Genomic DNA, 25,244 nt, shown 5'->3' on the forward strand with positions numbered 1-25,244 from the left:
TTTAGATCAAAACTATTAAGCTGTGGTATTTTCAAGAACTTTCTTGAACAGGTCTTTTTGAGCTTGGCTTGGCTTCGCTGTTTGTAATGCCATCAATTGAGACATGTCGCCTTGCACTTTGATTTTACCTGTCATGAAGGCTTGCATTGCAGCCGCCATATCAAACTCAAGGAAAACTTTACGTAAGGTTTCGCCATCCATGTTCAATGTTGTTTTTGCATTTGGAGACAAACCTTTTTTAATCGCGCCACCTTCCAAAGATAATTCTGTATTACCTGTAGTGTCTGCAACGACCAAATTAATTGCCAGATTCGCCAAAGCAGGTGGCAAATCCAAATCACCAGCTTGTGCAGTGAGCGTGTCTACAGTCGAAAACCAATCATCAGTTAAAAAAGCAGGCATGATCTTTCCTCAATTTATTTATTCATTTGTGTCGACTATCCAGACGACATCAGGTTGAAGCTATTATGCTTGTGACTTGTTATAACATGATCATTATGGCAAAGGCTAACGAATTTTGTACGCACCGTTCAATTTTTGTAGTTCTTATCTTGTGTTATTTTTGATTCAGGCATCGGCCGTAGCCCATGCCTGTATCGGCTTAACTTTATATAGGTCGATTAGTCCGCTGCAAAGCCCAAATTGACCATATTGATGCGGCGGTTCTCACCTTCTACCGCCTCTTCAGTTGAACAGCTGCCTTTGAAATCGAATTCGCGCTGGCTATCCAGAATTTCAAAATCAAATAATTCGCGGTCAACTAACTGAGATGGTGAAACATTTTGCAAGGCACCAAAGATGCTGTGCAGACGTTTTGGATGTGCATTGTCCCATTCACGTAACATGTCATTGATAATGGCACGTTGAAGATTTTCCTGAGAGCCACATAAATTACATGGAATAATTGGAAATTGACGCATCTGTGCATATTTGATGATGTCTTTTTCTTCCACATAGGCCAATGGACGAATCAGAATGTTCTTTTTGTCAGAAGACAGCAGTTTTGGCGGCATAGCTTTCAGGCTGCCCCCATGGAACAGGTTCAGGAAGAATGTTGCCAGAATATCATCACGGTGATGACCCAGCGCCACTTTAGTCGCGCCAATTTCCTGAGCAAAACCGTATAAAGAACCACGGCGCAGACGTGAACATACTGCACAGTAAGTCTTGCCTTCCGGTGTCAGTTTTTTGGTAATGCTGTAGGTATCTTTTTCCAAAATGTAATATGGAATGTTATTTTCTTCTAAATAACGCGGTAATACATCTTCCGGGAAACCGGGCTGTTTCTGGTCCAGGTTAACCGCCACCACATCAAAGTTGATTGGTGCAATGCGTTTAAACTGAAGGAGGATATCAAGCAAGGTATAACTGTCTTTACCACCAGAAATACACACCATGACCTTGTCGCCGTCTTCAATCATCTTGAAGTCGCGAATGGCATGTCCGACCTGGCGGCGAAGCTTCTTCAACAAACGGTAGTAGGCAGAGCTTGTTGGCAGTTCAGGTTTGAAATTAAATCCTTGCTCGGATTCAACTGGCGAGTACATAGACGAGAATAACCCATAAATAGAAATACCGCGCAATTTTAGCTGATTCGGTTCCGTATCGCATCAAAAGAATTTATTTTCATACAAATGCCATATTAGTTTCATTTTCATGTTTTATTTAGATTGATATATTGAACGATTTAGTTCAATTTTTAAGCGAGATGCTTATCTTTTGGACTTTTCCACAGTTGTCCACAAAAGCTGTGGATAACTTTGTGGATTGAAATGGACTTGACAACTTGTTCACCTCAAAATTTAAGGCTTTTCTTTAAATTGATCATTTTTTAATCAATTTATTTTATAATTAAAATCAATAACTTAAAGCTGTCAACCCTAAGGTTTTAAATTAAATAAAAAAAATATTTTAATGTTCAAAATATTGACAGCTGTTCCCGTTTACATACTCGTTTATAAATGCAGCGTATAAGGCTGTGCATTACGTAATTTTTTGTTAAACTCATCCATGAATTTTTCTAGCTTATTATTTATCAAATATAAACAATGAAAATAAAGACGTATTTCTTGGGGTGTCAACTGATCGGTAGCTTGCTTATGCTGGGCTGCAGTCATTTGGTGTATGCCGGTGAAACCATCTATCAGTTGCGTGATAAAAACGGCAGTACCTTATTGACCAATAAGAAGAGCCGTTATAATCATCTTCAGGTCGAAAAGAAGACTTATTATCCGGATAGCAATATTCATAGCTATAGTAACTGGGGCAGCAGCGAGTCGTCGGTTTTGCCTAGCTATAGCAAGAATAAGAATGCTTTTGATTCGATCATTCGTCAGGCCGCCCAGACTTATGGTGTGTCTGAAGGCTTAATTAAAGCAGTCATGCATACTGAATCCGGCTTTAATACCCATGCCCGCTCCCCTGTGGGTGCACAAGGTTTGATGCAGCTGATGCCGGCCACAGCACGTCGCTTTAATGTCAGCAATGCCTATGATCCTCATCAGAACATTATGGCGGGTGCTAAATATCTGGCCTGGTTATTAAAGCGTTTTAATGGCAATACCAGCCTGGCACTGGCGGGCTATAATGCCGGTGAAGGCAATGTCAGCAAATATGGTGGAATCCCGCCTTTCCGGGAGACTCAAGATTATGTGCGCCGTGTGACCAGCCGTTATCAAAATCTGTATACTCATGGCCTGAGTGCAAGCACAACCCCGTCTAGCACTTCACCCAGTGAAGGCCGCATCATTGCCATTTCAGCAAATTACTCCAATGATAGCAGCAGCACTTCGCATATCCAGGCAGCCAAGTATCAGCGTCAGATTATTATGAATGCTGATGGCAGTTATACCGATGCACCGATGGGTTCTTATGCAACGGCAAATGCAACAGCAGCAGCTAAAATTTATTTAAGTGAATAAACAAATCAAAATTATTTGATTCTGAATGGCCTTAGCGAAAATGCAGCAAAAAATAAAGCTGTGTTTTGTGATCCAGGGTCATTTTTTTTCTTGAATTTTTAGTCATTTCACCCCATATTGATTTCAATGATTTTCATTTGCTAATCAGATTATTTTTTTATAATAAGAGGATTTCTCAATGATGCGGATTGGTTTGTTCTTGCTAACCAACCTCGCGGTACTGGTTGTAGCTGGCATTATCCTGTCACTCTTCGGTGTCGGTAGTTACCATGGCGCGGGTGGCTTGAATCTAGGCAACCTGTTGGTGATCTGTTTTGTGTTCGGTATGGTGGGATCACTGATTTCCCTGTTCATGTCTAAATGGATGGCGAAAAAAACAACCGGTACTGAACTGATTGACCCAAATGCCCCTCGTAACCAGGCAGAAGCATGGTTATTACAAGAAGTTGCGCAACTTTCTCAGCGCGCTGGCATTAAAATGCCGGAAGTGGGTATTTTCCCATCTTATCAGTCAAATGCCTTTGCAACAGGCTGGAACAAGAACGATGCGCTCGTGTCTGTGTCCACGGGTCTGCTTGAACGCATGAATAAAGACGAACTTCGTGCGGTACTGGCACACGAGATTGGTCACGTTGCCAATGGCGATATGGTGACACTGGCCTTGATCCAAGGTGTAGTCAACACATTTGTCATGTTCTTTGCCCGTGTAGTTGGCGACTTTGTAGACCGTACGATCTTCGGTCGTGAAGAAGGTGAGGCACCGGGTATTGGCTATTTTGTGATTACCATTGTGCTGGATATCGTATTTGGTATTATGGCTTCAGCGATCGTGCTGTGGTTCTCACGCTACCGTGAGTATCGTGCTGATGAAGCAGGTGCACGTTTGGCAGGCAAACAGGCGATGATTTCAGCGTTATTACGTTTACAGGCGGAATCAGAAATGCCGGATACTATGCCGAAAGAAATGAAAGCCTTTGCAATTTCTGCTGGTCAGGAACAAGGTTTTAGTCTGGCGGCACTGTTCCAGACTCACCCAACGATTGAACAACGTGTTGCTGCTTTGCAACAACTCGATTGCCCTTAAGCAACGCATTGATTGCTTGATAGAAAAAAGCCTGCATTTGCAGGCTTTTTTATTAAGTTTAGGTTTATAAACCTTCAGGCTTTAAACCATTGAAAGAGCTGCATTGTGCCCCAGCCAATGGCCATAATTAACAGAATCAAAAAGAAAGTTCCTAAGATATCTGGTAGATGAATCCAGATCCAGGCCACCACAGGATTACGCCAGAAAGCAGATTGCTGTTGTCTGCGTTCCAAACTTTCATGCAGAAATGGATGTACCACATGATGATCGGTACGGATCTGGTATTCGTCCCGGATATGCTGATGCACAATATCCAGTGCCTTACGGCTAGGACGAATAAAAATATCAAATATTGTTCCTGCTACAGGAATAAAGCCGACCACAGCATCCATGACGGCCATTTTCAGGACTGGCTTTAATTTCTCACTTGGCACCCCGATCTGACGGGCTTTATAAATCGCATAACTGGTCAATACAAAACCTGCGATATCTCCAGCTACCGGAATGGTACTCAAAGCAGCATCTGCCCCGACGCCCTGCTTGGTAAATGGAATCCGTACCACCGAATCCATCATATTGGCAAACTTGGCCAGATCCCGCTCCAGACGAATGACATCCTGTTGGCTCAATTTATTTTTTTGTCCGGGATCAGGCATAGGTTCTTCCAGAAATGAAGCTGATGTAATTGAGCATAAAGTATTTTTTCTATTTAAGCTGTAATTGCTAGGTATTTAAAACAATAATTGAGAGGCAATAAACAAGTAAATAATCACCCCAGTGGCATCACAAATCGACGTTACCAGCGGTGCTGATGCACTGGCTGGGTCCATTTTCAGCTTGTTGAGAATAAAGGGTAAACTCATGCCAATCAGACAGCCCATCAGCACAATACCTAACATACTTAAAGCAAGTACGATGGCGACCATCCAGTCACCTCGAATATAACCCAAGATTGATACAGCAATGGCCATCGTTCCACCCAGACATAACGCAACCAGGGATTCACGACCCAGCAGGCTAAACCAGTCCTTAAACTGCACATCGCCTGTTGCCAAGGCACGCACCATCAAGGTGGCAGATTGCGAACCAGCATTCCCGCCGCTTCCCACCAACAATGGCAAGAAAAATACCAGCACAATATGGGTGGAAATAATATCTTCAAAATGGGCAATTCCGATTCCGGAGAGCAGACTGCCAAACACCAGAATGACCAGCCAGAATACCCGTTTTTGATACAATCTGAGAATCGGTGCGGTTTTCAGACTCAGTTCATTCAAAGGCGTCACTGCACCGGATTTTAAAATATCTTCAGTACTTTCTGCCTCTGCAATATCCATGGCATCATCATAGGTAATAATCCCGACCAGCTTCTGGGTCGCGTCGACCACTGGCAAGGCAATAAAATCATAATAGGCCAAGGTACGGGCGACCTGCTCCTGATCCTCATCCACTGTAGCATAGACCACATCTGTGGTCATGACCTCATTAATGGTGGCATCCGGCCGTGCCTGAATAATTTGCCTTAAGGAAATTACGCCGAGCAGATGCTGTTTCTCATCCACGATATAGATCAGATATAAAGTGTCATGATTCCCCGCAATATCACGTAGCGTTTCAATCGCCTCCGTCATGCTCAGTTCGGGAGCAAGCGTGACGAAGTCTGAACTCATTAATGCACCGGCTGTTTCTTCCGGATAAGCATGCAGCTCTCGCAGGGTTTGTAGCGACTGGGTAGATAATTTGCCAAGTAACTGCTGCTGTACTTCACAGGGCATCTGCTTGTATAAATCAATGAAGTCATCGGAATGCATGGCATCCATCAGACTGGCCAGTTGCTCCAGAGGAAATTGATAGGCCAGCTGGATTTGCATGGCCAGTGGTAAGTACTCCAGTACTTCTGCCTGACGTTCCAGCTGCTTGAAATGGTGACAGCGTTCTGCTGGTCCAAGCTCAGACAAAATTCTGGCCTGATCGGCAATATTTAGCTTTTGTAGAAGCTGATGAATATTATTTTCCCCTGTCAGCAGAGTCTCATGAAGTTGCTGTATTTTTTCTTGGTGCTGCATTTCCCTACCATCATTCCATGCAGGTATGAAACATACCCGCCCTAGAGTGAGTATTCCTCATTTTCCTGATTGATTTGTATAACTTTATTTGTTGCTTTGACACGAAACAGGTTTCGGATTAACACATACATAAACGGGATAAAGAATAATACCAAAATAGTTGCAAAAATGACCCCGCCCAAAACGCTGGCACCAATTTCCTGACGGCTGATCGCACTGACCCCAGAAGCAAAAATCAAAGGAATCACTCCCGCAGCAAAAGCAATAGAGGTCATGAGAATCGGCCGTAAGCGCAAACTTGCTCCTTCTAAAGCTGCAACTATTGCGGTTTTTCCTGCTTTCTCTGCCTGTGCAGCAAACTCCACAATCAGAATGGCATTTTTACAGGACAGACCAATCGTCGTCAGCAAGGCAATATGAAAAAAGATGTCATTGGCGAAACCAAAGATCCAGCAAAATAAGATACTGCCACCTACGCCCAATGGAATGGCACTGATCACGGCCACAGGAATGGTCCAACTTTCATATAAAGCGGTTAAACACAGGAAAATAAAGGCAATCGAAATCACATACAGGAAAATCGCCTGACCGCTGCTGCGCTTTTCTTCCAATGCGGCTCCGCTCCAAGCCAGATTCACACCTTCCTGGGCATCTACCAATGCTTCAACATCCTGCATGGTCTGACTGGAAAACTTGTCCTTTGGAATCCCGGCATAGACTGGAACAGCGTTATAGCCCATATAGCGGTTAATACTGTTCGGCCCGCCCTGCCAATTCAGACTGCTAAACTGGTTAAATGACAGCATTTCACCTTTTTGATTGCGTACATGCCAGAAGGCCAGATCTTCAGGCTTGGAACGGTATTCTGCTTCACCCTGCATAATCACACGTTTAATCTGGCCACGATCAATAAAGTCATTGATGTAAGTTCCACCCCATGCTGCAGCCAAAGTACTGTTTACATTTTGCTGAGGAATGAAATGCTTTAACACACGCTCTGCATCAAGTTTGATATTCAACTCAGCACTTTCTTTAGGTTGGTCCAGCTGTAGAAATTCAATCGATGATTTGCCTAGGGCACGCGCTTCAATCTGGCCAAATGCCTCCTGTAAAAATTCAGCTCCTTTATAATCCAGGTCTTGCAACCAGAAGTCGACTACACGACCATTACTCGACATGGAAGGCGCCATAAAGAAAATTTGGGCATTGGCATGATTGGCAAAGTGTTTCTGTGCTCGATCGACAATAGCAAAGACTGAATCTTCAGGATTTTTGCGCTCAGCCCAGTCTTTTAATACCACAAAGAGCTGCCCACGATACGGGCCTACACCGACGTTGTTGCCGCTATACCAGACACCTACACTCTGAATGCGTTCCGATTCGTGTTTCATCAAATAATCTTGTACTTCACGCCCGACTTTTTCGACTTCTGTACGCGGTGCATTGCCCGGCATGACAATCTGCCCCATAACAAAGCCCATGTCTTCAGTGGGCATCAATCCTTCCGGCAAATGCTTATATACCCAGCCGAAGCCCATTATGCACACACCAAACAGTGCCAACATCGTGAACTTCAGTCGCATGCTTCGAGCTGAAACTTTTTGGTAACCGGCATTGAGCTGATCCATGCCATGGTTAAAGTGCTGTGCCCAGCGAGCCTGATGATGTTTGCGTTTCAATAACTGTGCCGCAAATGTTGGGGTAATCACCAAGGCCACGAATAAAGACAGCAACATCGCAACCACCAAAGTAATGGAAAATTGACGATAAATCACCCCAGTGATGCTGCCAAAGAAAGCCATCGGGATAAATACTGCGGTAAGTACTAGCGTAATACCGACCAGTGCTCCGCTCATTTCCTGCATGGATTTTAAGGCAGCCGCTTTGGCATCCAGATATTCTTCCTGCATCAGGCGTTCAATATTTTCCACCACTACAATGGCATCATCGACTAGCAGACCGATGGCTAAAATCAGGGCAAATAAGGTAAAACTATTCAGAGTCATATCCAAAACATACAGCACTGCAAAGGTCGCTAAAACCACAATCGGAATCGTAACGGCCGGAATAATCGTGGCACGCCAGTTTTGCAGGAAGATAAACATCACCACAATGACCAGAATAATGGCCTCAACCAGAGTTTTAGCTACCTGTTCAATTGAGCTGGTAATAAATGGAGTTTTGTCCATGGTCATTTGCAACTGGTAGTGCGGTGGCAAATTGGCCTGAGCGTTTTTTAATACATCTTGAATCTGTTTGGACACGGCAATAGCATTACTCCGCGGCGCCAAAGTAATCGATAAAGCTGAAGAGAGCTGTCCGTTGGTATAGTTAATGTGGTTATAACTTTCTGCACCTAGTTCTACCCGTGCCACATCTTTTAAATACAGCAATGAACCGGAATCTGTGGTTTTAACGATGATATTTTCAAATTCTTTCACACTGCTTAAATGTGAACCGGCACTGACCTTGGCATTGAGATATTGATCCTGCATCGTCGGCAAACCACCAATTGCTCCTGAAGCCAGTGGCGCGTTTTGAGTTTCAATGGCATTACGGATATCGCTTGGCATCAGGTTAAACTGGTGCAACTTATGCGGATTTAGCCAAATCCGCATGGCATAACCTGCACCGTACAGGTCAATTTCCCCTACACCTTCAATACGTGACAAACGCGGTTCGACGTGGACCATCAAATAATCTGAAAGTTCGGTAACGCTACTCTGCCCACTCTCATCATATAAACTTAATAGTGCAAACTGGTCATACCCTGATTTATAAACATTGACTCCGCCTTGCTGCGTCTCTTCAGGTAAGCGGCTCAATACACCATTCACGGCGTTTTGAACCTGTAACTGGGCTTGATCAAGATCGACTCCTGGCTCAAATTGCAGCGTAAGTTGGGCCCGTCCCACCGAACTGCTGGAGTGAAAAGTTTCCAGACCTTCAATGCCTTTTACCGCCTGTTCCAGAATCTGGGTCACCGATTGCTCAACTGTTTCAGCCGATGCACCACGATAACCTGCGGAAACGCCTAAAGCTGGCGTATCCATATTTGGCATATGTTCAATGGGAATTTTTTGAAGTGCAAATACCCCAAGGGCCATCATTAAAATTGCAATGACCGCTGCAAACTTGGGACGATAAATAAAAAAGCGCGACAACATAAATCAGAAATCCCCATCAAATGCATCTTTAGGATGCACACGCCATGAATAGATGATTTCTATAGCAATTTTCACACCATGCTTAAATTTAAGCCAATCTTTACCTTTTTATTTCCGATAAAAAAATCCCCGTTATAACGGGGATTTTAGAATGCTATATTCTCAATTGATATTATGTATGTGATTTCTTCATCGTCATTTGGCGAATTAAAACATACATAAATGGAATAAAAATTAGCACCAGTATCGTTCCAAAGATCACTCCACCAAAAACACTGATTCCAATCTCACGACGACTGGCTGCACCAGCACCAAAAGCAAAGACCAGTGGCAGAATCCCAGCACCAAAGGCCAGAGATGTCATCAGGATTGGGCGCAAGCGCAGTGAAGCACCTTCAAGTGCAGCTTCAACTACCGATTTACCTTTTTCCTGAGCCAATGCCGCAAACTCTACGATTAAAATTGCATTCTTACAGGACAGACCAATCGTGGTCAGCAAAGCAATCTGGAAGTAAATATCATTCGGAAAATCTGCCAGAAAACTAAAAATGATATTCCCACCAATCCCTAGAGGAATAGCGGACATGACCGCAGTCGGAATCGTCCAGCTTTCATATAAAGCGGCCAGGCACAGGAAAATGAAACCAATCGACACCAGATATAACCAGATTGCCTGATTACTGGATTGTTTTTCCTCAAAGGATAAACCGCTCCAGACCACGTCAATGCCATCCTGTTCTGCCACCAGATTTTCAACATCTTGCATCGCTTCACCAGAACTGGAACCTTTGACCATATCCGCTTGCATTTGCAGCGAGGTATAGCCCATAAAACGGTTGACCACCTCAGGACCACCACTCCAGTCCACCTGAGCGAAATTACTGAAAGGCACCATCTCGTTCAGGTCATTACGTACATGCCATTGCGCCAGATCTTCAGGTTTGGAACGGAATTCTGCATCGCCCTGCATAATCACCCGTTTAATCCGGCCACGATCAATAAAGTCATTAATATAATTACCCCCCCAGGCCGCTGAAAGCGTACTGTTGATTGCGGATTGACTCAGACCATTGGCCATAGCCTGTTTCTGGTCAATATTGACTTTCAGTTCGGCTTTTTCCGGATTGGAACGCTTATCCAGATTTTCAAAGCTACTATATTGAGCTGCTCCAGACTGCATATTCTGGAACTGCTCTTCCAGATACTGACGGCCATTACCGTTAATATCACGAATCCAGAAATCCAGGCCGTCGGTTTGCCCTAAACCATTCACTGAAGCCGGCATGCTGATATTGACTTGAGCATCGCGGTTACTGCGAAAATGCTTCATAGCACGTTCACGAATCGCCTGCGCGGTATTTTCTTCTCCAGCACGGTCATCCCAATGCTTCAAGGCAACAAAACCGGTCGCCAGGTTCTGACCGGTACCTGAGAAGTTACGGCCATAACGTAGCATGACCAAGTCGATATTGTCCTTTTCTTCTTCCAGAAAATACTGACGAATCTGCTCACCGACCTGAATGGTGTTTTTCATTGGCGCGCCTTCCTGCAGCCGGATTTGCAGATTCAGAATACCCTGGTCTTCACTCGGCAAAAAGCTGGTGGGTAAGGCGCGATAAAATAAAGCAAATACGCAGAGCAATCCGGCAAACAGCACCAGACTAATGGCCTTATGTTGTAGAGTGACATTAGAAACTTTCAGATAACGATGCTTCAAACCATCCAGTTTCTGGTTAAACCAACTCGCCCACTTGGCAGGTTTTGGATTTGGTTTTAGAATCAGCGCACAAAGTGCAGGTGTCAGAATCAGTGCGACCATCAGCGACAGAGACATCGCTGCCACGAGCGTAATCGAGAACTGACGATAGATCACCCCGGTTGAGCCACCAAAAAATGCCATGGGAATAAAGACCGCGGTTAAAACCAGGGTAATCCCGATCAGTGCGCCGCTGATTTCCTGCATGGATTCCAGCGCTGCTTCTTTGGCTGTAAGCTGCTGCTCATGCATCAGACGTTCAACGTTCTCTACCACCACAATGGCATCATCGACCAGCAAGCCAATGGCCAGTACTAAGGCAAACAAAGTCAGCGTATTAATACTCAGTCCCAAAACATAAAGTACTGCCATGGTTCCGAGTAAAACTACAGGCACAGTTACAGTCGGAATTAAGGTGGCACGCCAGTTTTGCAGGAAGATAAACATCACAATGACGACCAGAATGACCGCCTCAAATAAAGTTTTAACGACTTCTTTAATCGATTCTTTAACAAACGGGGTATTGTCACGCGGATAAGCAATTTTATAGCCTTCCGGCAACTGCTGGGAGAGTCGCTCGATTTCAGCCTTGATCAGACTCGACGTCGCAATTGCATTGGCACCGGAGGCCAGTGAAATGCCCAGACCGGCAGAAGGATAACCGTTGGTGGTGCTATATGACTGATAATTTTCCGCACCCAATTCAACCCGTGCAACATCTTTTAAGTAGATAAAGCTACCATCCCGGGCAGACTTCACAATAATATTTTCAAATTCTTCGACTGTTTTTAAACGGCTGCCTGATGTGACTTTGGCATTCAGATACTGATCATCGACTGTTGGCAAGTCACCAATTGCGCCGGCTGCCACTTGAGTATTTTGTGATTCAATCGCTGCCCGCACATCACTTGGCATCAGGTTATATTGTTTCAATTTTGCTGGATTCAGCCAGATGCGCATCGCGAACTGTGAACCAAAAACATCCACTTCCCCAATGCCATCAATTCGGGAAATATCCTGTTCCAGATGCGTGGTCAAATAATCAGACAGTTCAATATTGCTGCTACGCCGTGACTCATCATACAAACCGATGACCATATGGGTATCGCCAAGAGATTTGAAGACATTCACGCCCTGTCGCTGGACATCATCTGGCAAACGATTGAGAACCCCGTTAATCGCATTTTGAACCTGTACTTGTGCTGTATCTGGATCGGTACCATTTTCAAAACTGATGCTGATCCGGCTTCGACCTGAGGAATCACTGCTTGAGCTGAAATACAGCAAGCGGTCGATACCTTTAATTTGCTGTTCCAGCACCTGGGTCACGCTTTCTTCTACTGTTTCTGCAGATGCACCGGTATAGGTTGTTGCCACAGTAATACGAGGCGGTGCAATATCCGGATAACGTTCAACAGGTAAATTCATCACCGCAAAAAGTCCAATGGCCATGACTACAATGGCCAGCACACCTGCAAAAATAGGACGATGAATGAAAAACTTAGACAGCATAAGTCTGAATCACTTTGAATTTAATGAATTATGGAAAGCGTTGCATTATTGAGTCAGCTTAAGGATATTCAGGCAGTGGCCTAGAGAATGCAAGGCTTGATCACAGAAAAATATGTATAAAATTGAATCATGAAGAAAATATGAAGATTTTGCCTTTCATCTAGCTATTTCAACAATTTATAAGGTTATTATTTTTATTTTAGGCATAAAAAAACCCTGCTTGCGCAGGGTTTTTTTAGAATCGATTCAGAGCTGATTAAGCAGAGAATTGGTTCATTGTGTTTTTCGCATCGTCACCCGCTTTAAGCGCGTTGTCACCAGCGAAGATTTCTTTGTGGTCATCACCGATGTCAGAACCAGCCATTGCTTGGTGTTTCACACAAGCGATACCACCGCGGATTTCTTTACGTTGTACGCCAGCAACATACGCCAACATACCTTCAGAACCGAAGTAACCTTGAGCAAGCTCGTGAGTAGAAAGAGCAGCTGTGTGGTAAGTAGGCAGAGTGATCAAGTGGTGGAACACGCCTGCTTCACGAGAAGCGTCTGCTTGGAATGTACGAACTTTTTCGTCAGCTTCAGCAGCCAATTCAGAATCGTCGTACTCAGCGCTCATCAATTTAGCACGGTCGTATGCAGATACGTCTTTACCTTCAGCAACCCAACGGTCATACGCTTGTTGACGGAAGTTCAGTGTCCAGTTGAATGATGGAGAGTTGTTGTAAACAAGTTTCGCATTTGGCACAACTTCACGTACACGGTTAACCATGTGAGCGATTTCAGCTACGTTTGGAGTCGCAGTTTCGATCCAAAGAAGGTCAGCACCGTTTTGTAAGCTAGTGATACAGTCAAGTACAACGCGGTCGATCTGAGTGCCTTCACGGAACTGGTACAAGCCAGAAGCAAGACGTTTAGGACGGTGAAGTTTGCCGTCACGTTTGATCAGGATTTCGTCTTCTTGTGCTTCAGAGATGTCAATTTCTTGAGTGTCTAAGTAGCTGATGTATTGAGAAGCGATGTCGCCTGGCTCTTTAACCACTGGGATTTTTTGAGTCAAGTCAGCGCCTTCAGAGTCAGTACGTGCAACGATGATACCGTCGTTAAGACCCATTTCAAGGAATGCATAGCGAAGAGCGTGGATTTTCGCGATGAAGTCTTCGTGAGGAACTGTAACTTTACCAGCTTGGTGACCACATTGTTTCGCATCAGAAACCTGGTTTTCGATTTGAAGTGCACACGCACCCGCTTCGATCATTTTCTTAGCTAGTAAGTAAGTCGCTTCTTCGTTACCAAAACCAGCGTCGATGTCCGCAATGATTGGCACAACGTGAGTTTGGAAGTTATCGATTTGTGAAGTGATTTCAGCAGCTTTAGCTGTATCACCAGCGTCTTGAGCTTTTTTAAGTGCGCGGAACAGGTCGTTCAGTTCTTTCGCATCAGCTTGACGTAAGAATGTGTAGATTTCTTCGATCAATGCAGGAACAGAAGTTTTTTCGTGCATAGATTGGTCAGGAAGAGGACCGAATTCTGAACGAAGTGCAGCAACCATCCAGCCAGAAAGGTAGATATAGCGACGTTCAGTTGTACCGAAGTATTTTTTGTTCGCAATCATTTTTTGCTGAGCGATGAAACCGTGCCAGCAGCCTAGTGATTGAGTGTATTTGCTAGAGTCTGCATCATAAGCAGCCATATCACGACGCATAATCGCCGCTGTATATTTAGCAATGTCTAAACCAGTTTTGAAACGGTTTTGAAGTTGCATACGCGCAGCATCTTCAGGACTGATGTCTGCCCAAGTGTTACCGAATTTCGCTTTTAATTCGCGGATTGCATCAATCGCTGTTTGGTATGTAGTCATGATATATTCCTGTATTAATATTAGGATTTTTCTGCAACGAACCGCTCAAATCACACCCTCAATGACTTGTTCAGATTTTCGACGATCCGTTGGGATAGCTAAAGATTAGTGGGCTTCGAAAAATTAATCCAATATTCTGCAAGAATTATCATTATTTATTTAAAAAATATGTAGATGAAAGTCTAATTATATATTGATCAATTTTTTATAAGTTATTGTATTTTATATTTTATTTTTGAATTTTTGAAATTGGATTTTGTCTAAAACATCAGCAATAAGAGCAAAAAATATTCATTAGACTTAAGTCTTGCAAGACTTTAGCAGCGCCTAATTTCAGCAATTTTTGTTTATTTTATGAGCCTTAAAACCTAGAATACTTATTTCAAAGGAATTATTTTTCATTTATTTGTTGAAATATTTTTTATCAAACCTGGCACATTATTTGCTAATTCCCTCTGTTTTTCAGAAATACCTTTCTTTCGTTTTAGAGGCAGCCAGATTTCCTTTCTGCTTTTAAAAATAGAGAAGGATTCAGGCTGGCAAAATCTGCGGTGAAAGAGACTCCAAAAAGGCATTTCAGTACAATCAGCTGGGCTTTTTTTCATCAGTTGCGTACACAAGTTATAGTAGTTATGGCATAATCCATATAATTTCATAATTTTATTTTCGGTATTTTTTTTATGAATCTGGAGCGGGTCGATCTTAATCTCCTCATTTATCTTGACGTACTTTTACGTGAAAAAAATGTCACGCGTGCAGCAGAACAACTTGGGGTAACCCAGCCTGCGATGAGTAACATTTTACGTCGCTTACGAAATTTATTTAATGATCCTCTCCTGATTCGCTCTTCTGAAGGTATGACCCCAACAGAACGTGCGCTAGAACTCCAACCTCGTATCCGTGACGCCTTAGCGGATCTTTCTATGATTCTGGAACCGCGTACCGAGTTCCGCCCTTATACTTCAAACCGTGTTTTCCGCATCATGACTTCAGATTATGCTGAAGCTACACTGGTACCACGCTTGGTGAAAGCATTACGTTCAGAAGCACCGAATGTGGTTCTCGACTTCTTAACCCCAAGTGATGTGTCCTATCGTGACATGGAACAAGGTAAAGTTGATCTGGCGATTAACCGTTTTAATGAAATTCCGCAAAGCTTCCATCAGGTACTGGTTTGGCGTGACAGCTTTTCTTGCCTGTTAAATAACAAGCATCCGGCTGCGGGCAACCTGAATCTGAAAAGCTATCTGGATGCACAGCATATCTGGGTATCGAAAACCGGTATGGGCGTTGGCTTTGGGGTAAACCCTGAGAAACAGGCGGGTCTCGGCTGGATTGATCAGGCGCTTGAACGTATTGGCCAAAAACGTAAGATTTCGGTATTTACCCGTCATTATCAGATGCCTGGTCTTCTGGCTGCCAATGTCGATCTTGTAGCAACATTACCGACCCGTATTGCACGTCTGCAAGCCAAAAACCAGAACTTACTCATTAAAGATCCACCATTCTATATTCCTGAGTTTGAATTGAAGATGGCGTGGTGTCCTTTATTGCATCATCATCCCGCCCATCGCTGGTTACGTCAGCTGATTCTATATGTAGCCCGTCAGATGATCGAAGAAGAAAATCGTGAATTTTTAATGAATAATTCGCAATTTTCGCATTATTGAATTGAATATTAGCTAAATTGCTCATTTTTAAGCTTATACTCTAGAGACTTGAGTTCCTTTATTTGTACCTCAAGTCTTTTTTTGTGTTAAAAATATTTTTAGCTAGATCATATTAATCCACAGGTGGATTCGTGAGCCTCTTTCAAAACATCGTGATTATCTTATTACTCATCGCGGGGGCCGGTTTTTTATCATTAACAGAAATCGCGCTTGCAGGTGCTCGTAAGGTCAAATTAAAAATTTTGGCTGAATCGGGAGATATTCGCGCTCAAAAAGTTTTAGATTTACAAGAAAACTCTGCTGACTTTTTTGCAGCGTCCCAAATCGGCTTAAACGCCGTTGCCATTTTAGGCGGTATTTTAGGTGAAGGCGCCTTCCGCCCTTATATCATCAATTTACTTTCCAGATTTTATCAAGGTCCCTGGACTGAAACGATTGCGTTCAGCTTGTCCTTCACTGCAGTGACTTCATTATTTATTCTGTTTGCGGACTTGATGCCAAAACGTCTGGCCATGATCGCTCCAGAAAAAATTTCTGTCTCGGTGATTAATCCGATTCAGGTATTTATCAAAATCTGTAAACCATTGGCCTGGTTCATCAATGCCATTGCGAACCTGTTGTTCCGCTTGTTTAAAGTGAATACCATCCGAGACGACAATATTACCTTCGCGGATATTTCAGCGGTAATGGATGCGGGTGCTCAGGCAGGTGTGTTACAGAAACAGGAACATCACTTTATTGAGAATGTGTTTGAGCTTGAAGAACGTAATGTTCCTTCCAGTATGACGACTCGTGAAAATGTGGTGTTCTTTACCTTGAAAGAATCTGAAGCCAGTATTCGCCAAAAACTGGCTGAATTTCCTTATTCCAAGTTCCTAGTCTGTAATGAAAATATCGACGATGTAATTGGCTATGTCGACTCCAAAGATATTCTGGTTCGTATTCTGAATAATCAGTCTTTACTTCAGTTAAATGAAAATACCATCCGTACGGTTCTGACCATTCCAGATACACTGACTCTATCTGAATTACTGGATCGCTTCCGTTCGACCAAGGAAAAGTTTGCAGTCGTTATTAATGAATATGCCTTGGTCGTAGGTGTGATTACTCTTTCCGACATCATGATTACCGTGATGGGCGACTGGGTTACTCCTCTGGAAGAAGACCAGCAGATCATTAAGCGTGACAGCAATTCATGGCTGATTGATGGCAGTACGCCTATTGAAGACATCAAACATGCGCTGGAAATTGATGAAATGCCAGATGAAGAGAACTATGAAACTCTGGCTGGTTTTATGATGTTCAAGCTGCGCAAGATTCCACGTCCTGCAGATATTGTGCTACATGCGGGTTACAAGTTTGAAGTTGTCGATGTTGATCATTTCAAGATTGACCAGTTACTGGTTACACGTATGCTGGAAGTAAAAAAGCCACCGACAGAAGAATCAGAATAATCTGGTTCTTCTTCAATTTTTTTAAAATTCCAAAAACAATAATAATGAAATTTTTATGAATATTGCTGCGTTACTCGCCTGTCTGAGTTTTTATTCGGCCTTATATTTATTCTATTTCTTCTTTATGCAAGACCAACAGCCTGTATTTCTGATTATAGCAATTGTGCTCATTTTACTTTCAATCTGGCTGACTCCCTATCCTTATGAGCGGCGCCGGCAAGGATTTGATTCGACTTTAAGAATAGGCGAATATTTTTATTATCCGCTCATTACCTGGTGGCGGCTGTTTATACTTCCTGTGCGCTGGCTGCTTTCCCTATTTTATTCTCATTAAAAAAGCACCCAAAGGTGCTTTTTTTACATTCAATTCAGTTTAGATTTTTGATAGAAGTGCTTCAAGGACTGCCTGATAATGGATCTGGATATCTTCCTGCAAGATTTTGTAGGCATTATCAAATTGCACCATTGGCCAGCCTTCTTTCCAGAATGGGAAAATATTGTGCAGGTCATGAGTGACGACCGCATCTTCACGTAGAATCGCCTGCGCAATCTGCGCCAGTACAAAGGCAGTTTCCGCACCATCAATTGCCAGGTAATCAATACCACGTACTTTTAAAATACGGATACGGTCTTTCTTATAGCGGATTTTTTTGATTTGTGCTTCATTCAGATTCAGGGCCAGAGAAACTGCTTCAACAAATTTTTCTTCAAATGACTGATTCAATACAACCAGCGCCTGTTTATGCGCTTCCTGACGACCCGCTTTACCACCTTGACGAATGACTTCTTTTGCTTCCGTATCTAGCTCATCATTCTTCATGGTTTGAAGGATGTCTAAAATTTCGATGTCGCTTAGCGTCGCAGGAGATTGATCAGTCATAAACTGTCCCTAAAAAATAAATATGCAATGGACTATTTTCGCATAAATCCTCACTAAAAAATTAAAATCTTTAGCTTCAACTCTAATAATTGCAAAATCCAGATCATCTTTATCATTCTGGCGTAAATTGGCTATAGTAGGCGGCAAGTTTTTTATTTACTTTTTATTATGCAAACCAAACAGATTGATCTTTTATTGCAGCAACTTAAATTGCTTTATCCCGCTGCCTTCAGAAGAAATTATCTGTTTTATGGCCAGATCAAGACCAAGGGTATTTTAAGTGATCTCAAGGAACTGATTCCCTGGGTGCTGGCTGCCATGATCTTTGTACCGATTAGCCTGGTTCTCAAAGATGTTTATTCCTCTAAGCTATCAACTGCCCCAGACTTTCAGGCGCAAGCTTATGCAATTCTGACTATTCTGTTATTTCTGATGCTGGTGGTTCCACTAGTGATCAAGCAGATCCGGCACTCTTCTCATTCCCTCTATCAGTTTTTAAGACATACACCGATTAAACTCACTGTAGTCATTGTGCTGGAAGCGCTGAATCTGGTTTTTCTACAAAGCAGTATGACCATGTGGATTCTATTCTTTTTCGGGATCAGTTTTGGTTTTGTACGGTTCTATAAAGAAAATATGTTCCGCCCTGCTACCAATAGCACTGAACAATATCAACTGCAGCAGTTACGTCGCATCTGTTTCTGGGCTTATCAACAAACCTGGAAACTACGTCTGAAATTATTTTTTCATTCCAAGCCGACCTCCCCAAATGAAGAATTGAAAAATCAGCTTCAGCACTATGCGGATTTACATACCCGCTTGTTTAAACTGGAACATGAGCAGTGCAAGAAGATTAAATACATCGATATCGATACTTATCTGGACGAGCACCTGTAAATGTTTTATGAATCACGGCCTGAAATAGAAAATTACATGACTTCTCACGCTTATCATCTAGCACTATGGATTTAATTTTTTAATTTAAACTACTGAATTGCTTGAAAATAAAGCAAACGTATTGAAATTTACTTGCCAAGCTTTATTTCGTCCTCTATTATTGCGCACATGCCCGAGTGGTGAAATCGGTAGACACAGGGGATTTAAAATCCCCCGCCCACAAAGCGTGCCAGTTCGAGTCTGGCCTCGGGCACCATTTTAATTCTGATTAGAATGGTGCAATGAAAATCTCCAGCATTCAGCTGGTTTTTTTTATGCGTGATTATCACCAATAGAATGTGCCCTTCCCATGTCTGCATCCCGTTCTTTTGATCTAGCCAGATTGCAATTACGCCATCCTGATGCATTCTTTTGCAGCCTCAGCTATGGCCGTTATAAATATTTGAACCAGACCACTGATCTCTATCTGTATTTACGTATTGGTATTCTGATCATGATCACAGGATTTTGTTGCCTGTGCTTTTCGCTGCCGTTTTACCCTGACTTTGTGACTTCAAAATATCAGGCGCTTAGTGCAGGTACTATTGTAATGATCGGCATGCTCTATCCTTATATCTGGCGCGCCCAGTTTCAGGCGAAATACAGTTCTGTTCGCTATGCCAAGCGTTTGCAACTCTGCCTGTATATGCAAACCCTGATTGCGATTCTGTCATTTATAAATTATCAGTATTTTCACTCAGCATTTATTACCTTGCCTTGTTTGGCCCTGCTTGCTTTCAGTAGCCTCGTACCGGTTTTAGTTGAGCCCTGCTTTAGAGTTTCGACTCGCAGCACCCTATTGGTACGTTTGCAGAAAATCCGTCAGCTGGCTTACTGGTCTTATCAGCAATCGCAAAGCAAAGAGCCGGAACCGGTGCCTTATCAAAAAGATTTAAAACAGTATTATCTGGATTTGCATCATAGCTGCATGCTGGAAGAGCAGAAATTACTGGATGAAATTCATTATAAAAATTTAAAAGACGTATTTTCAGATTATTAAAAAAAAGCCCTGTTTAACAGGGCTTTTTTTACCATTCGCGATTAACGACCAGTTCTTCCATTTCAATATCAAACAGACCCTGCTCTTGCACGACCATCATCATGGCCTCGGCAATATAGTCTGCGGCAGTATCATCCAGAGAAGAGTCCAGATCTTCAAACTGTGGCTTCATGACATTGATGTCTGCCACAGTCTCATGGGCCAGCTGATATACATCCTGATCTGATAAACCGGATTTAGATACTTTTGAAGCAAAACGTTCGATGTGTTGCTTGATTTCTGCAACCAGAATATCGGGATAATATTCATCATCGAACATGGGGAGAAGTAAATCTGCAAACATTACAGGCACTCTAAAAGATGACAATCTAACTTAAGCGTGCCTGTATAGCACATTGCTGTTTAAAAGCCAAACAGCTTTTGCTCCTATATGTCTTTCAGCCCAGATTTAGGCATTTTGCATAGCTTTCCAGATTTTGATGGCGTCTGCTGTTACCTTGACATCATGTGCTCGAACCATACAGGCACCTTGCTGAATGCTCAGCAAATGCGCCGCAGCCGAACCTACTGCACGTGCTTGTGGTTCTGCACCATTCAGAGCAGCACCAATAAAACGTTTGCGGGATAAAGCAGACAAAATCGGATAGCCCATTTCTGTCAATTTATAAAACTCTTGCAACAGCTTTAAATTTTGCTGGGCATTTTTTGCAAATCCAAAACCAGGATCAATCATGATATGTTCAGCTTTAACACCCACATCTAGAGCATCTTGAACCCGTTGTGACAGTTCCCGAATCACATCCTGAGTCACATCATCATACTGATCCAGATTATTCATCGTAGTCGGCTCACCACGCATATGCATGATGATCACCGGAATATTCAGTTCTGCTGCCGTCTCTAACGCTTGTGGACGAGTGAGCGCGCGTACATCATTCCAGATATGTGCACCCGCTTTCACGGCTGCTTTAATCACTTCTGGCTGTGAAGTATCAATCGAGATGATCACATCATGCTTGGCCAGTTCTTCAACTACAGGCACAACACGACGGATTTCTTCTTCAACTTCCACGACTGATGCACCTGGACGTGTAGATTCACCACCCACATCAATTACGGTGGCACCATCAGCAATCATTTCCAGGGCTTTTACTACTGCCTGATCTTTCTGATTGTGCAGCCCCCCATCGCTAAAGGAATCCGGAGTCACATTTAAAATTCCCATCACATGCGGCTGAGACAAATCCAGTTTCAAATGACCGAAAGTCCAGATCTGTGGTCGTAGTGGCTTCAGCTGCATGGTTCAATCCTAGTTCACAATAACCCCGGTATTGTCTTATGGAAAGATCAATAAAGCAAAGCTCAATCTATTCAATAGCTAGATTTCAAAATAGTTCTTATTGGAATATTGCATCAGCTTGGATTGCAGTAACGCTTTTACATCAACCCATTCGCTTTTTAAAATACTATAGATATAACTATCTCTGAGTGTCACGCCATCTTTACGCAGCATATGACATCTAATGATGCCATCCTGTTTGGCACCCAGAGCTTCAATAGCTTTCTGACTTTTGAGATTCAGCTGATCAGTCCGAAAGCCTACCACTTGAGCATTCAGCTCTTCAAATGCATGCTGCAACAAAAGATATTTACAGACCCGGTTTACATAGGTTCGTTGATAAGGTTTGGCATACCAGGTAAAGCCAATTTCAACGCGTGGAATTTCCGGCTTGATATCATGAAAGCTGGTGGTGCCGATTGCTCGGTCTGAAGTTAAATCAATCACGGCAAAAGCCATTCTTGAACCCTGAGCTTGTTGATCTAAAGCTTGCTGCACATATTGTCTTAACTTGCTTAAATAAGGCACAGAATTATAAAGGTCATCACCCAAATCCCCTTCAGCACATGCCGCTTCTAAATCTGCAAAATGTTCCCAGCTCAGTGGCTCCAAACGTAGCTGATAAATACTGGATTCCATCACAGGTATATTCATTTTTATTTTTACTCATTGATTTTTATGAATTGACTATAGCATTCAACTAGATATGACAAAACAATAGCCATAAAAAAACCACCCGAAGGTGGTTTTAATTGTTAACTTAGTTCGCTGGTAATGGCGGAGGAGTCATTGGACCATCAGTCGGTGTTACATCAATCACTGGATTGTCTGAAACATAAACTTTAGGTGGTTTTGGCTCACGACCTTCCATAATGTCACGAATCTGTTCACGATCAATTGTTTCCCACTCAAGTAGCGCTTTCACCATGGCATGGGCAATATCTTTGTTATTTTCAAGGATATCGCGTGCAACCTTGTATTGCTCATCAATGATACGACGAACTTCCGCATCTACCTGTTGTTGGGTTGCTTCAGAAATCGTACGGGTTCCAATGCTACCCATAAATGACTGTTGAGAGTCATCTTCATAGACCATGACACCTAACTTGTCCGACATACCATATTTGGTCACCATTGCACGTGCCATTTTAGTTGCACGTTCAAAGTCATTCGAAGCACCAGTCGACATCTGGTTAATGAAGACTTCCTCTGCGATACGACCACCGAACAGGATTGAAAGTTCATTCAACATTTTGTCTTTATAATGGCTAGTCTGGTCAAATTCAGGCAACTGCCAGGTAACACCCAATGCCCAGCCACGCGGCATGATGGTAACTTTATGCACAGGGTCTGTACCTGGAAGCATTTCTGCCACAATCGCATGACCTGCTTCATGGTAAGCCGTAGCACGACGTTCTTCTTCACGAAGTACCATCGATTTACGTTCAGGACCCATGTACAGTTTGTCTTTCGCATCTTCAAAGTCATGCATATCGACTGTGTTCTTGTTACGACGGGCAGCAAATAATGCCGCTTCGTTTACAAGATTCGCCAACTGTGCACCTGAGAAGCCTGGCGTACCACGAGCAAGAACTTTGACATCTACACCAGTAGTAGAAGGAAGTTTCTTCAAGTGTACATTCAGGATTTGCTCACGACCTTTAATATCTGGCAGACCTACCATTACTTGACGATCGAAACGACCTGGACGAAGTAAGGCTTTATCCAGTACGTCAGCACGGTTAGTTGCAGCGATGACGATAATGCCTTCATTGCCTTCGAAACCGTCCATCTCTACCAGCATCTGGTTCAAAGTCTGTTCACGTTCATCATGACCACCACCGGTACCTGAACCACGATGACGACCGACTGCATCAATCTCATCAATGAAGATGATACATGGTGCATGGCGTTTTGCCTGTTCGAACATGTCACGTACACGAGATGCACCGACACCGACAAACATTTCAACGAAGTCAGAACCTGAGATACTAAAGAATGGAACTTTTGCTTCACCTGCAATGGCTTTAGCCAGCAAGGTTTTACCTGTACCTGGAGGACCCACCATCAGGACGCCTTTAGGAATAGTCGCACCCAAGCGTTTGAATTTTGCAGGATCTTTTAGGAAGTCAACAATTTCGACTACTTCCTGTTTTGCTTCATCACAACCCGCCACATCAGTAAATGTTACTTTGATCTGGTCTTCAGATAGCATTTTCGCTTTAGATTTACCAAAGCTCATTGGGCCATTCTTGCCGCCTGCACCGCCACCCATGTTGCGCATAAAGAACATGAATAACAAAATGATTAGAAGCACAGGGAAACTTGCAATCAGCAATTGCATGAGCAAGCCTTGACGTTGAGGCGCTTCACCTTCAACGACCACATTATTTTTAATCAGGCTTGGCATCAGTTCTGGGTCTTGAACTGCCGGGCGAATGCTTTCAAACTCTGAACTGTTTGATTTTTCACCGCGAATTCTTTCGCCATCAATTGTAACTTGTTTAATTTGGCCAGCATTGACCGCGGCAACAAACTCCGAATAGTTCATTGTAGTCGGTTGATTGCGGTCACTGACGTTGCTGAAGATTAACACCAGCACACCCAGTATCACGAGCCACAATACGGCATTCTTAAAAAGATCGCTCAAAGCTTTATTTCCCATTCCAATCTAATTTGATCATGCCCTCGAAGGGTGACCTTAATCAATAAGCTGCAAATCAATTTGCAATAATGTAAAAACCTACAAAATGCACAATTTTTAACGTGTTGGCAAGTAAACTTTATTTCAAAGCCTTCTTGCGTCCCTGTCCGACCAGAAACACTTCTTTCGAACGGGCACGTGATGCAGCAGGTTTAATCGTCTTCAATACATCAAAACTGTTGACGACTTCTTTACGAAATTCATCAAAACCTGAACCCTGGAATACTTTCACTACAAACTGTCCTTTGGGACCGAGTACCTTGTTGGCAAAATCCAGAGCAAGTTCACATAAATAAATTTGACGAGGTTGATCTACAGCTCTATTACCTGATGTATTGGGGGCCATATCTGAAATTACAACGTCTACTGTGCGTCCGTTTAAAATATTTAACAATTTATCGAATACTTCTTGTTCACGGAAATCGCCCTGCAAGAAAGTCACATCAGGTAGCGCATCCATTTCTAAGATGTCTGATGCAATCACCAGACCTTTATCACCGACCAGTTTTCCGGCAATCTGGGACCAGCTTCCTGGGGCAGCACCCAAGTCCACTACAGTCATGCCGGGTTTGATAATGCCGTATTTTTCCTGAATTTCTAGCAACTTGTACGCAGCACGGGCACGATAACCTTCTTTTTGTGCTTTTTTCACATAAAAGTCATCAAGATGCTCTCTCATCCACGCACGACTACTTTTAGATAACTTTTGGTTGGTAATGCGTGTTGCCATAACTCTCTAAATAAAAAAAACTTCTAATGATTCATTGTACGGGAAAAACACATTTTTTGCAGTATACATGTGTATCTAAATCTGAGTATTCCGGTATAATTTGCGATTATTTACAAGTGATTATTTCCTGAGAATTTACAGCGTTTATTTTTCGCTTTTGCTATACT

At 43.0% G+C, this 25,244-nt stretch carries 20 protein-coding genes and 1 tRNA gene; 8 read left to right on the forward strand and 13 right to left on the reverse strand.

The window, feature by feature from the left end; genetic code table 11:
- Positions 1-15: 15 nt before the first annotated feature.
- Positions 16-402, reverse strand: a complete 387-nt coding sequence (locus tag F897_RS13945; RefSeq protein WP_004784757.1) for an SCP2 sterol-binding domain-containing protein — start codon at positions 400-402, stop codon at positions 16-18.
- A 218-nt stretch (positions 403-620) separates the two neighbouring features.
- Positions 621-1,547 (reverse strand): tRNA 2-thiocytidine(32) synthetase TtcA, encoded by a 927-nt coding sequence (ttcA, locus tag F897_RS13950; protein WP_005236792.1) that lies wholly within the window; start codon positions 1,545-1,547, stop codon positions 621-623.
- A gap of 501 nt (positions 1,548-2,048) precedes the next feature.
- Here ttcA and F897_RS13955 point away from each other — a divergent pair.
- The gene (locus F897_RS13955; protein ID WP_005236793.1) at positions 2,049-2,921 is read left to right on the forward strand and encodes a lytic transglycosylase domain-containing protein; all 873 of its coding nucleotides are present in this window, start codon (positions 2,049-2,051) and stop codon (positions 2,919-2,921) included.
- Positions 2,922-3,099: 178 nt separating this feature from the next.
- The gene (gene htpX / locus F897_RS13960) at positions 3,100-4,005 is read left to right on the forward strand and encodes a protease HtpX (protein WP_005236795.1); all 906 of its coding nucleotides are present in this window, start codon (positions 3,100-3,102) and stop codon (positions 4,003-4,005) included.
- 74 nt (positions 4,006-4,079) lie between these two features.
- Here htpX and F897_RS13965 read toward each other — a convergent pair whose 3' ends face one another.
- The 5 genes from F897_RS13965 to F897_RS13985 form a co-directional block, all read right to left on the reverse strand.
- Complete coding sequence (locus F897_RS13965; protein WP_005236796.1) at positions 4,080-4,661, reverse strand: DUF4112 domain-containing protein; 582 nt, start codon at positions 4,659-4,661, stop codon at positions 4,080-4,082.
- A gap of 75 nt (positions 4,662-4,736) precedes the next feature.
- Positions 4,737-6,071 (reverse strand): magnesium transporter, encoded by a 1,335-nt coding sequence (gene mgtE / locus F897_RS13970; RefSeq protein ID WP_005236797.1) that lies wholly within the window; start codon positions 6,069-6,071, stop codon positions 4,737-4,739.
- Between the two features lie 41 nt (positions 6,072-6,112).
- The gene (locus tag F897_RS13975; RefSeq protein WP_005236799.1) at positions 6,113-9,238 is read right to left on the reverse strand and encodes an efflux RND transporter permease subunit; all 3,126 of its coding nucleotides are present in this window, start codon (positions 9,236-9,238) and stop codon (positions 6,113-6,115) included.
- A gap of 172 nt (positions 9,239-9,410) precedes the next feature.
- A complete protein-coding gene (locus F897_RS13980) occupies positions 9,411-12,506 on the reverse strand; it encodes a multidrug efflux RND transporter permease subunit (protein ID WP_005236802.1) in 3,096 nt (1,031 codons plus the stop codon).
- Between the two features lie 256 nt (positions 12,507-12,762).
- Positions 12,763-14,364 (reverse strand): isocitrate lyase, encoded by a 1,602-nt coding sequence (locus F897_RS13985; RefSeq protein ID WP_005236803.1) that lies wholly within the window; start codon positions 14,362-14,364, stop codon positions 12,763-12,765.
- A gap of 680 nt (positions 14,365-15,044) precedes the next feature.
- On the opposite strand from F897_RS13985, the gene F897_RS13995 reads away from it, so the two are divergent.
- The 3 genes from F897_RS13995 (at position 15,045) to F897_RS17180 (ending at position 17,822) form a co-directional block, all read left to right on the forward strand.
- Positions 15,045-16,034 carry a LysR family transcriptional regulator gene (locus tag F897_RS13995; RefSeq protein ID WP_004784775.1) on the forward strand — a complete coding sequence of 330 codons (990 nt, stop codon included), beginning with the start codon at positions 15,045-15,047 and terminating at the stop codon, positions 16,032-16,034.
- Positions 16,035-16,165: 131 nt separating this feature from the next.
- On the forward strand, positions 16,166-17,488 hold the full coding sequence (gene paeA / locus F897_RS14000; protein ID WP_004784777.1) for a polyamine export protein PaeA: 1,323 nt from the start codon (positions 16,166-16,168) through the stop codon (positions 17,486-17,488).
- Between the two features lie 55 nt (positions 17,489-17,543).
- Complete coding sequence (locus F897_RS17180) at positions 17,544-17,822, forward strand: hypothetical protein (RefSeq protein ID WP_005236806.1); 279 nt, start codon at positions 17,544-17,546, stop codon at positions 17,820-17,822.
- A gap of 39 nt (positions 17,823-17,861) precedes the next feature.
- Here the strand turns inward: F897_RS17180 and F897_RS14005 are convergent, their stop codons facing one another.
- On the reverse strand, positions 17,862-18,368 hold the full coding sequence (locus F897_RS14005; RefSeq protein WP_005236807.1) for a hypothetical protein: 507 nt from the start codon (positions 18,366-18,368) through the stop codon (positions 17,862-17,864).
- Positions 18,369-18,536: 168 nt separating this feature from the next.
- On the opposite strand from F897_RS14005, the gene F897_RS14010 reads away from it, so the two are divergent.
- The 3 genes from F897_RS14010 (at position 18,537) to F897_RS14020 (ending at position 20,304) form a co-directional block, all read left to right on the forward strand.
- Complete coding sequence (locus F897_RS14010) at positions 18,537-19,265, forward strand: hypothetical protein (RefSeq protein WP_005236808.1); 729 nt, start codon at positions 18,537-18,539, stop codon at positions 19,263-19,265.
- Positions 19,266-19,435: 170 nt separating this feature from the next.
- Positions 19,436-19,521 (forward strand) — tRNA-Leu (locus F897_RS14015).
- A 93-nt stretch (positions 19,522-19,614) separates the two neighbouring features.
- Complete coding sequence (locus F897_RS14020; protein WP_005236809.1) at positions 19,615-20,304, forward strand: hypothetical protein; 690 nt, start codon at positions 19,615-19,617, stop codon at positions 20,302-20,304.
- 28 nt (positions 20,305-20,332) lie between these two features.
- On the opposite strand, the gene F897_RS14025 is transcribed toward F897_RS14020, so the two are convergent.
- The 5 genes from F897_RS14025 to rlmE form a co-directional block, all read right to left on the reverse strand.
- Complete coding sequence (locus tag F897_RS14025; protein ID WP_005236810.1) at positions 20,333-20,647, reverse strand: DUF5713 family protein; 315 nt, start codon at positions 20,645-20,647, stop codon at positions 20,333-20,335.
- Positions 20,648-20,752: 105 nt separating this feature from the next.
- On the reverse strand, positions 20,753-21,604 hold the full coding sequence (gene folP, locus F897_RS14030) for a dihydropteroate synthase (RefSeq protein WP_005236811.1): 852 nt from the start codon (positions 21,602-21,604) through the stop codon (positions 20,753-20,755).
- A 78-nt stretch (positions 21,605-21,682) separates the two neighbouring features.
- Positions 21,683-22,297, reverse strand: a complete 615-nt coding sequence (locus tag F897_RS14035; RefSeq protein ID WP_005236813.1) for a GNAT family N-acetyltransferase — start codon at positions 22,295-22,297, stop codon at positions 21,683-21,685.
- A gap of 106 nt (positions 22,298-22,403) precedes the next feature.
- The gene (gene ftsH, locus F897_RS14040) at positions 22,404-24,293 is read right to left on the reverse strand and encodes an ATP-dependent zinc metalloprotease FtsH (protein ID WP_034581215.1); all 1,890 of its coding nucleotides are present in this window, start codon (positions 24,291-24,293) and stop codon (positions 22,404-22,406) included.
- Positions 24,294-24,426: 133 nt separating this feature from the next.
- The gene (gene rlmE / locus F897_RS14045) at positions 24,427-25,077 is read right to left on the reverse strand and encodes a 23S rRNA (uridine(2552)-2'-O)-methyltransferase RlmE (protein ID WP_004784794.1); all 651 of its coding nucleotides are present in this window, start codon (positions 25,075-25,077) and stop codon (positions 24,427-24,429) included.
- Positions 25,078-25,244 lie beyond the last annotated feature (167 nt).

Origin of the sequence: Acinetobacter variabilis, assembly GCF_000369625.1 — a bacterium.
Taxonomy (GTDB): Bacteria; Pseudomonadota; Gammaproteobacteria; order Pseudomonadales; family Moraxellaceae; genus Acinetobacter; species Acinetobacter variabilis.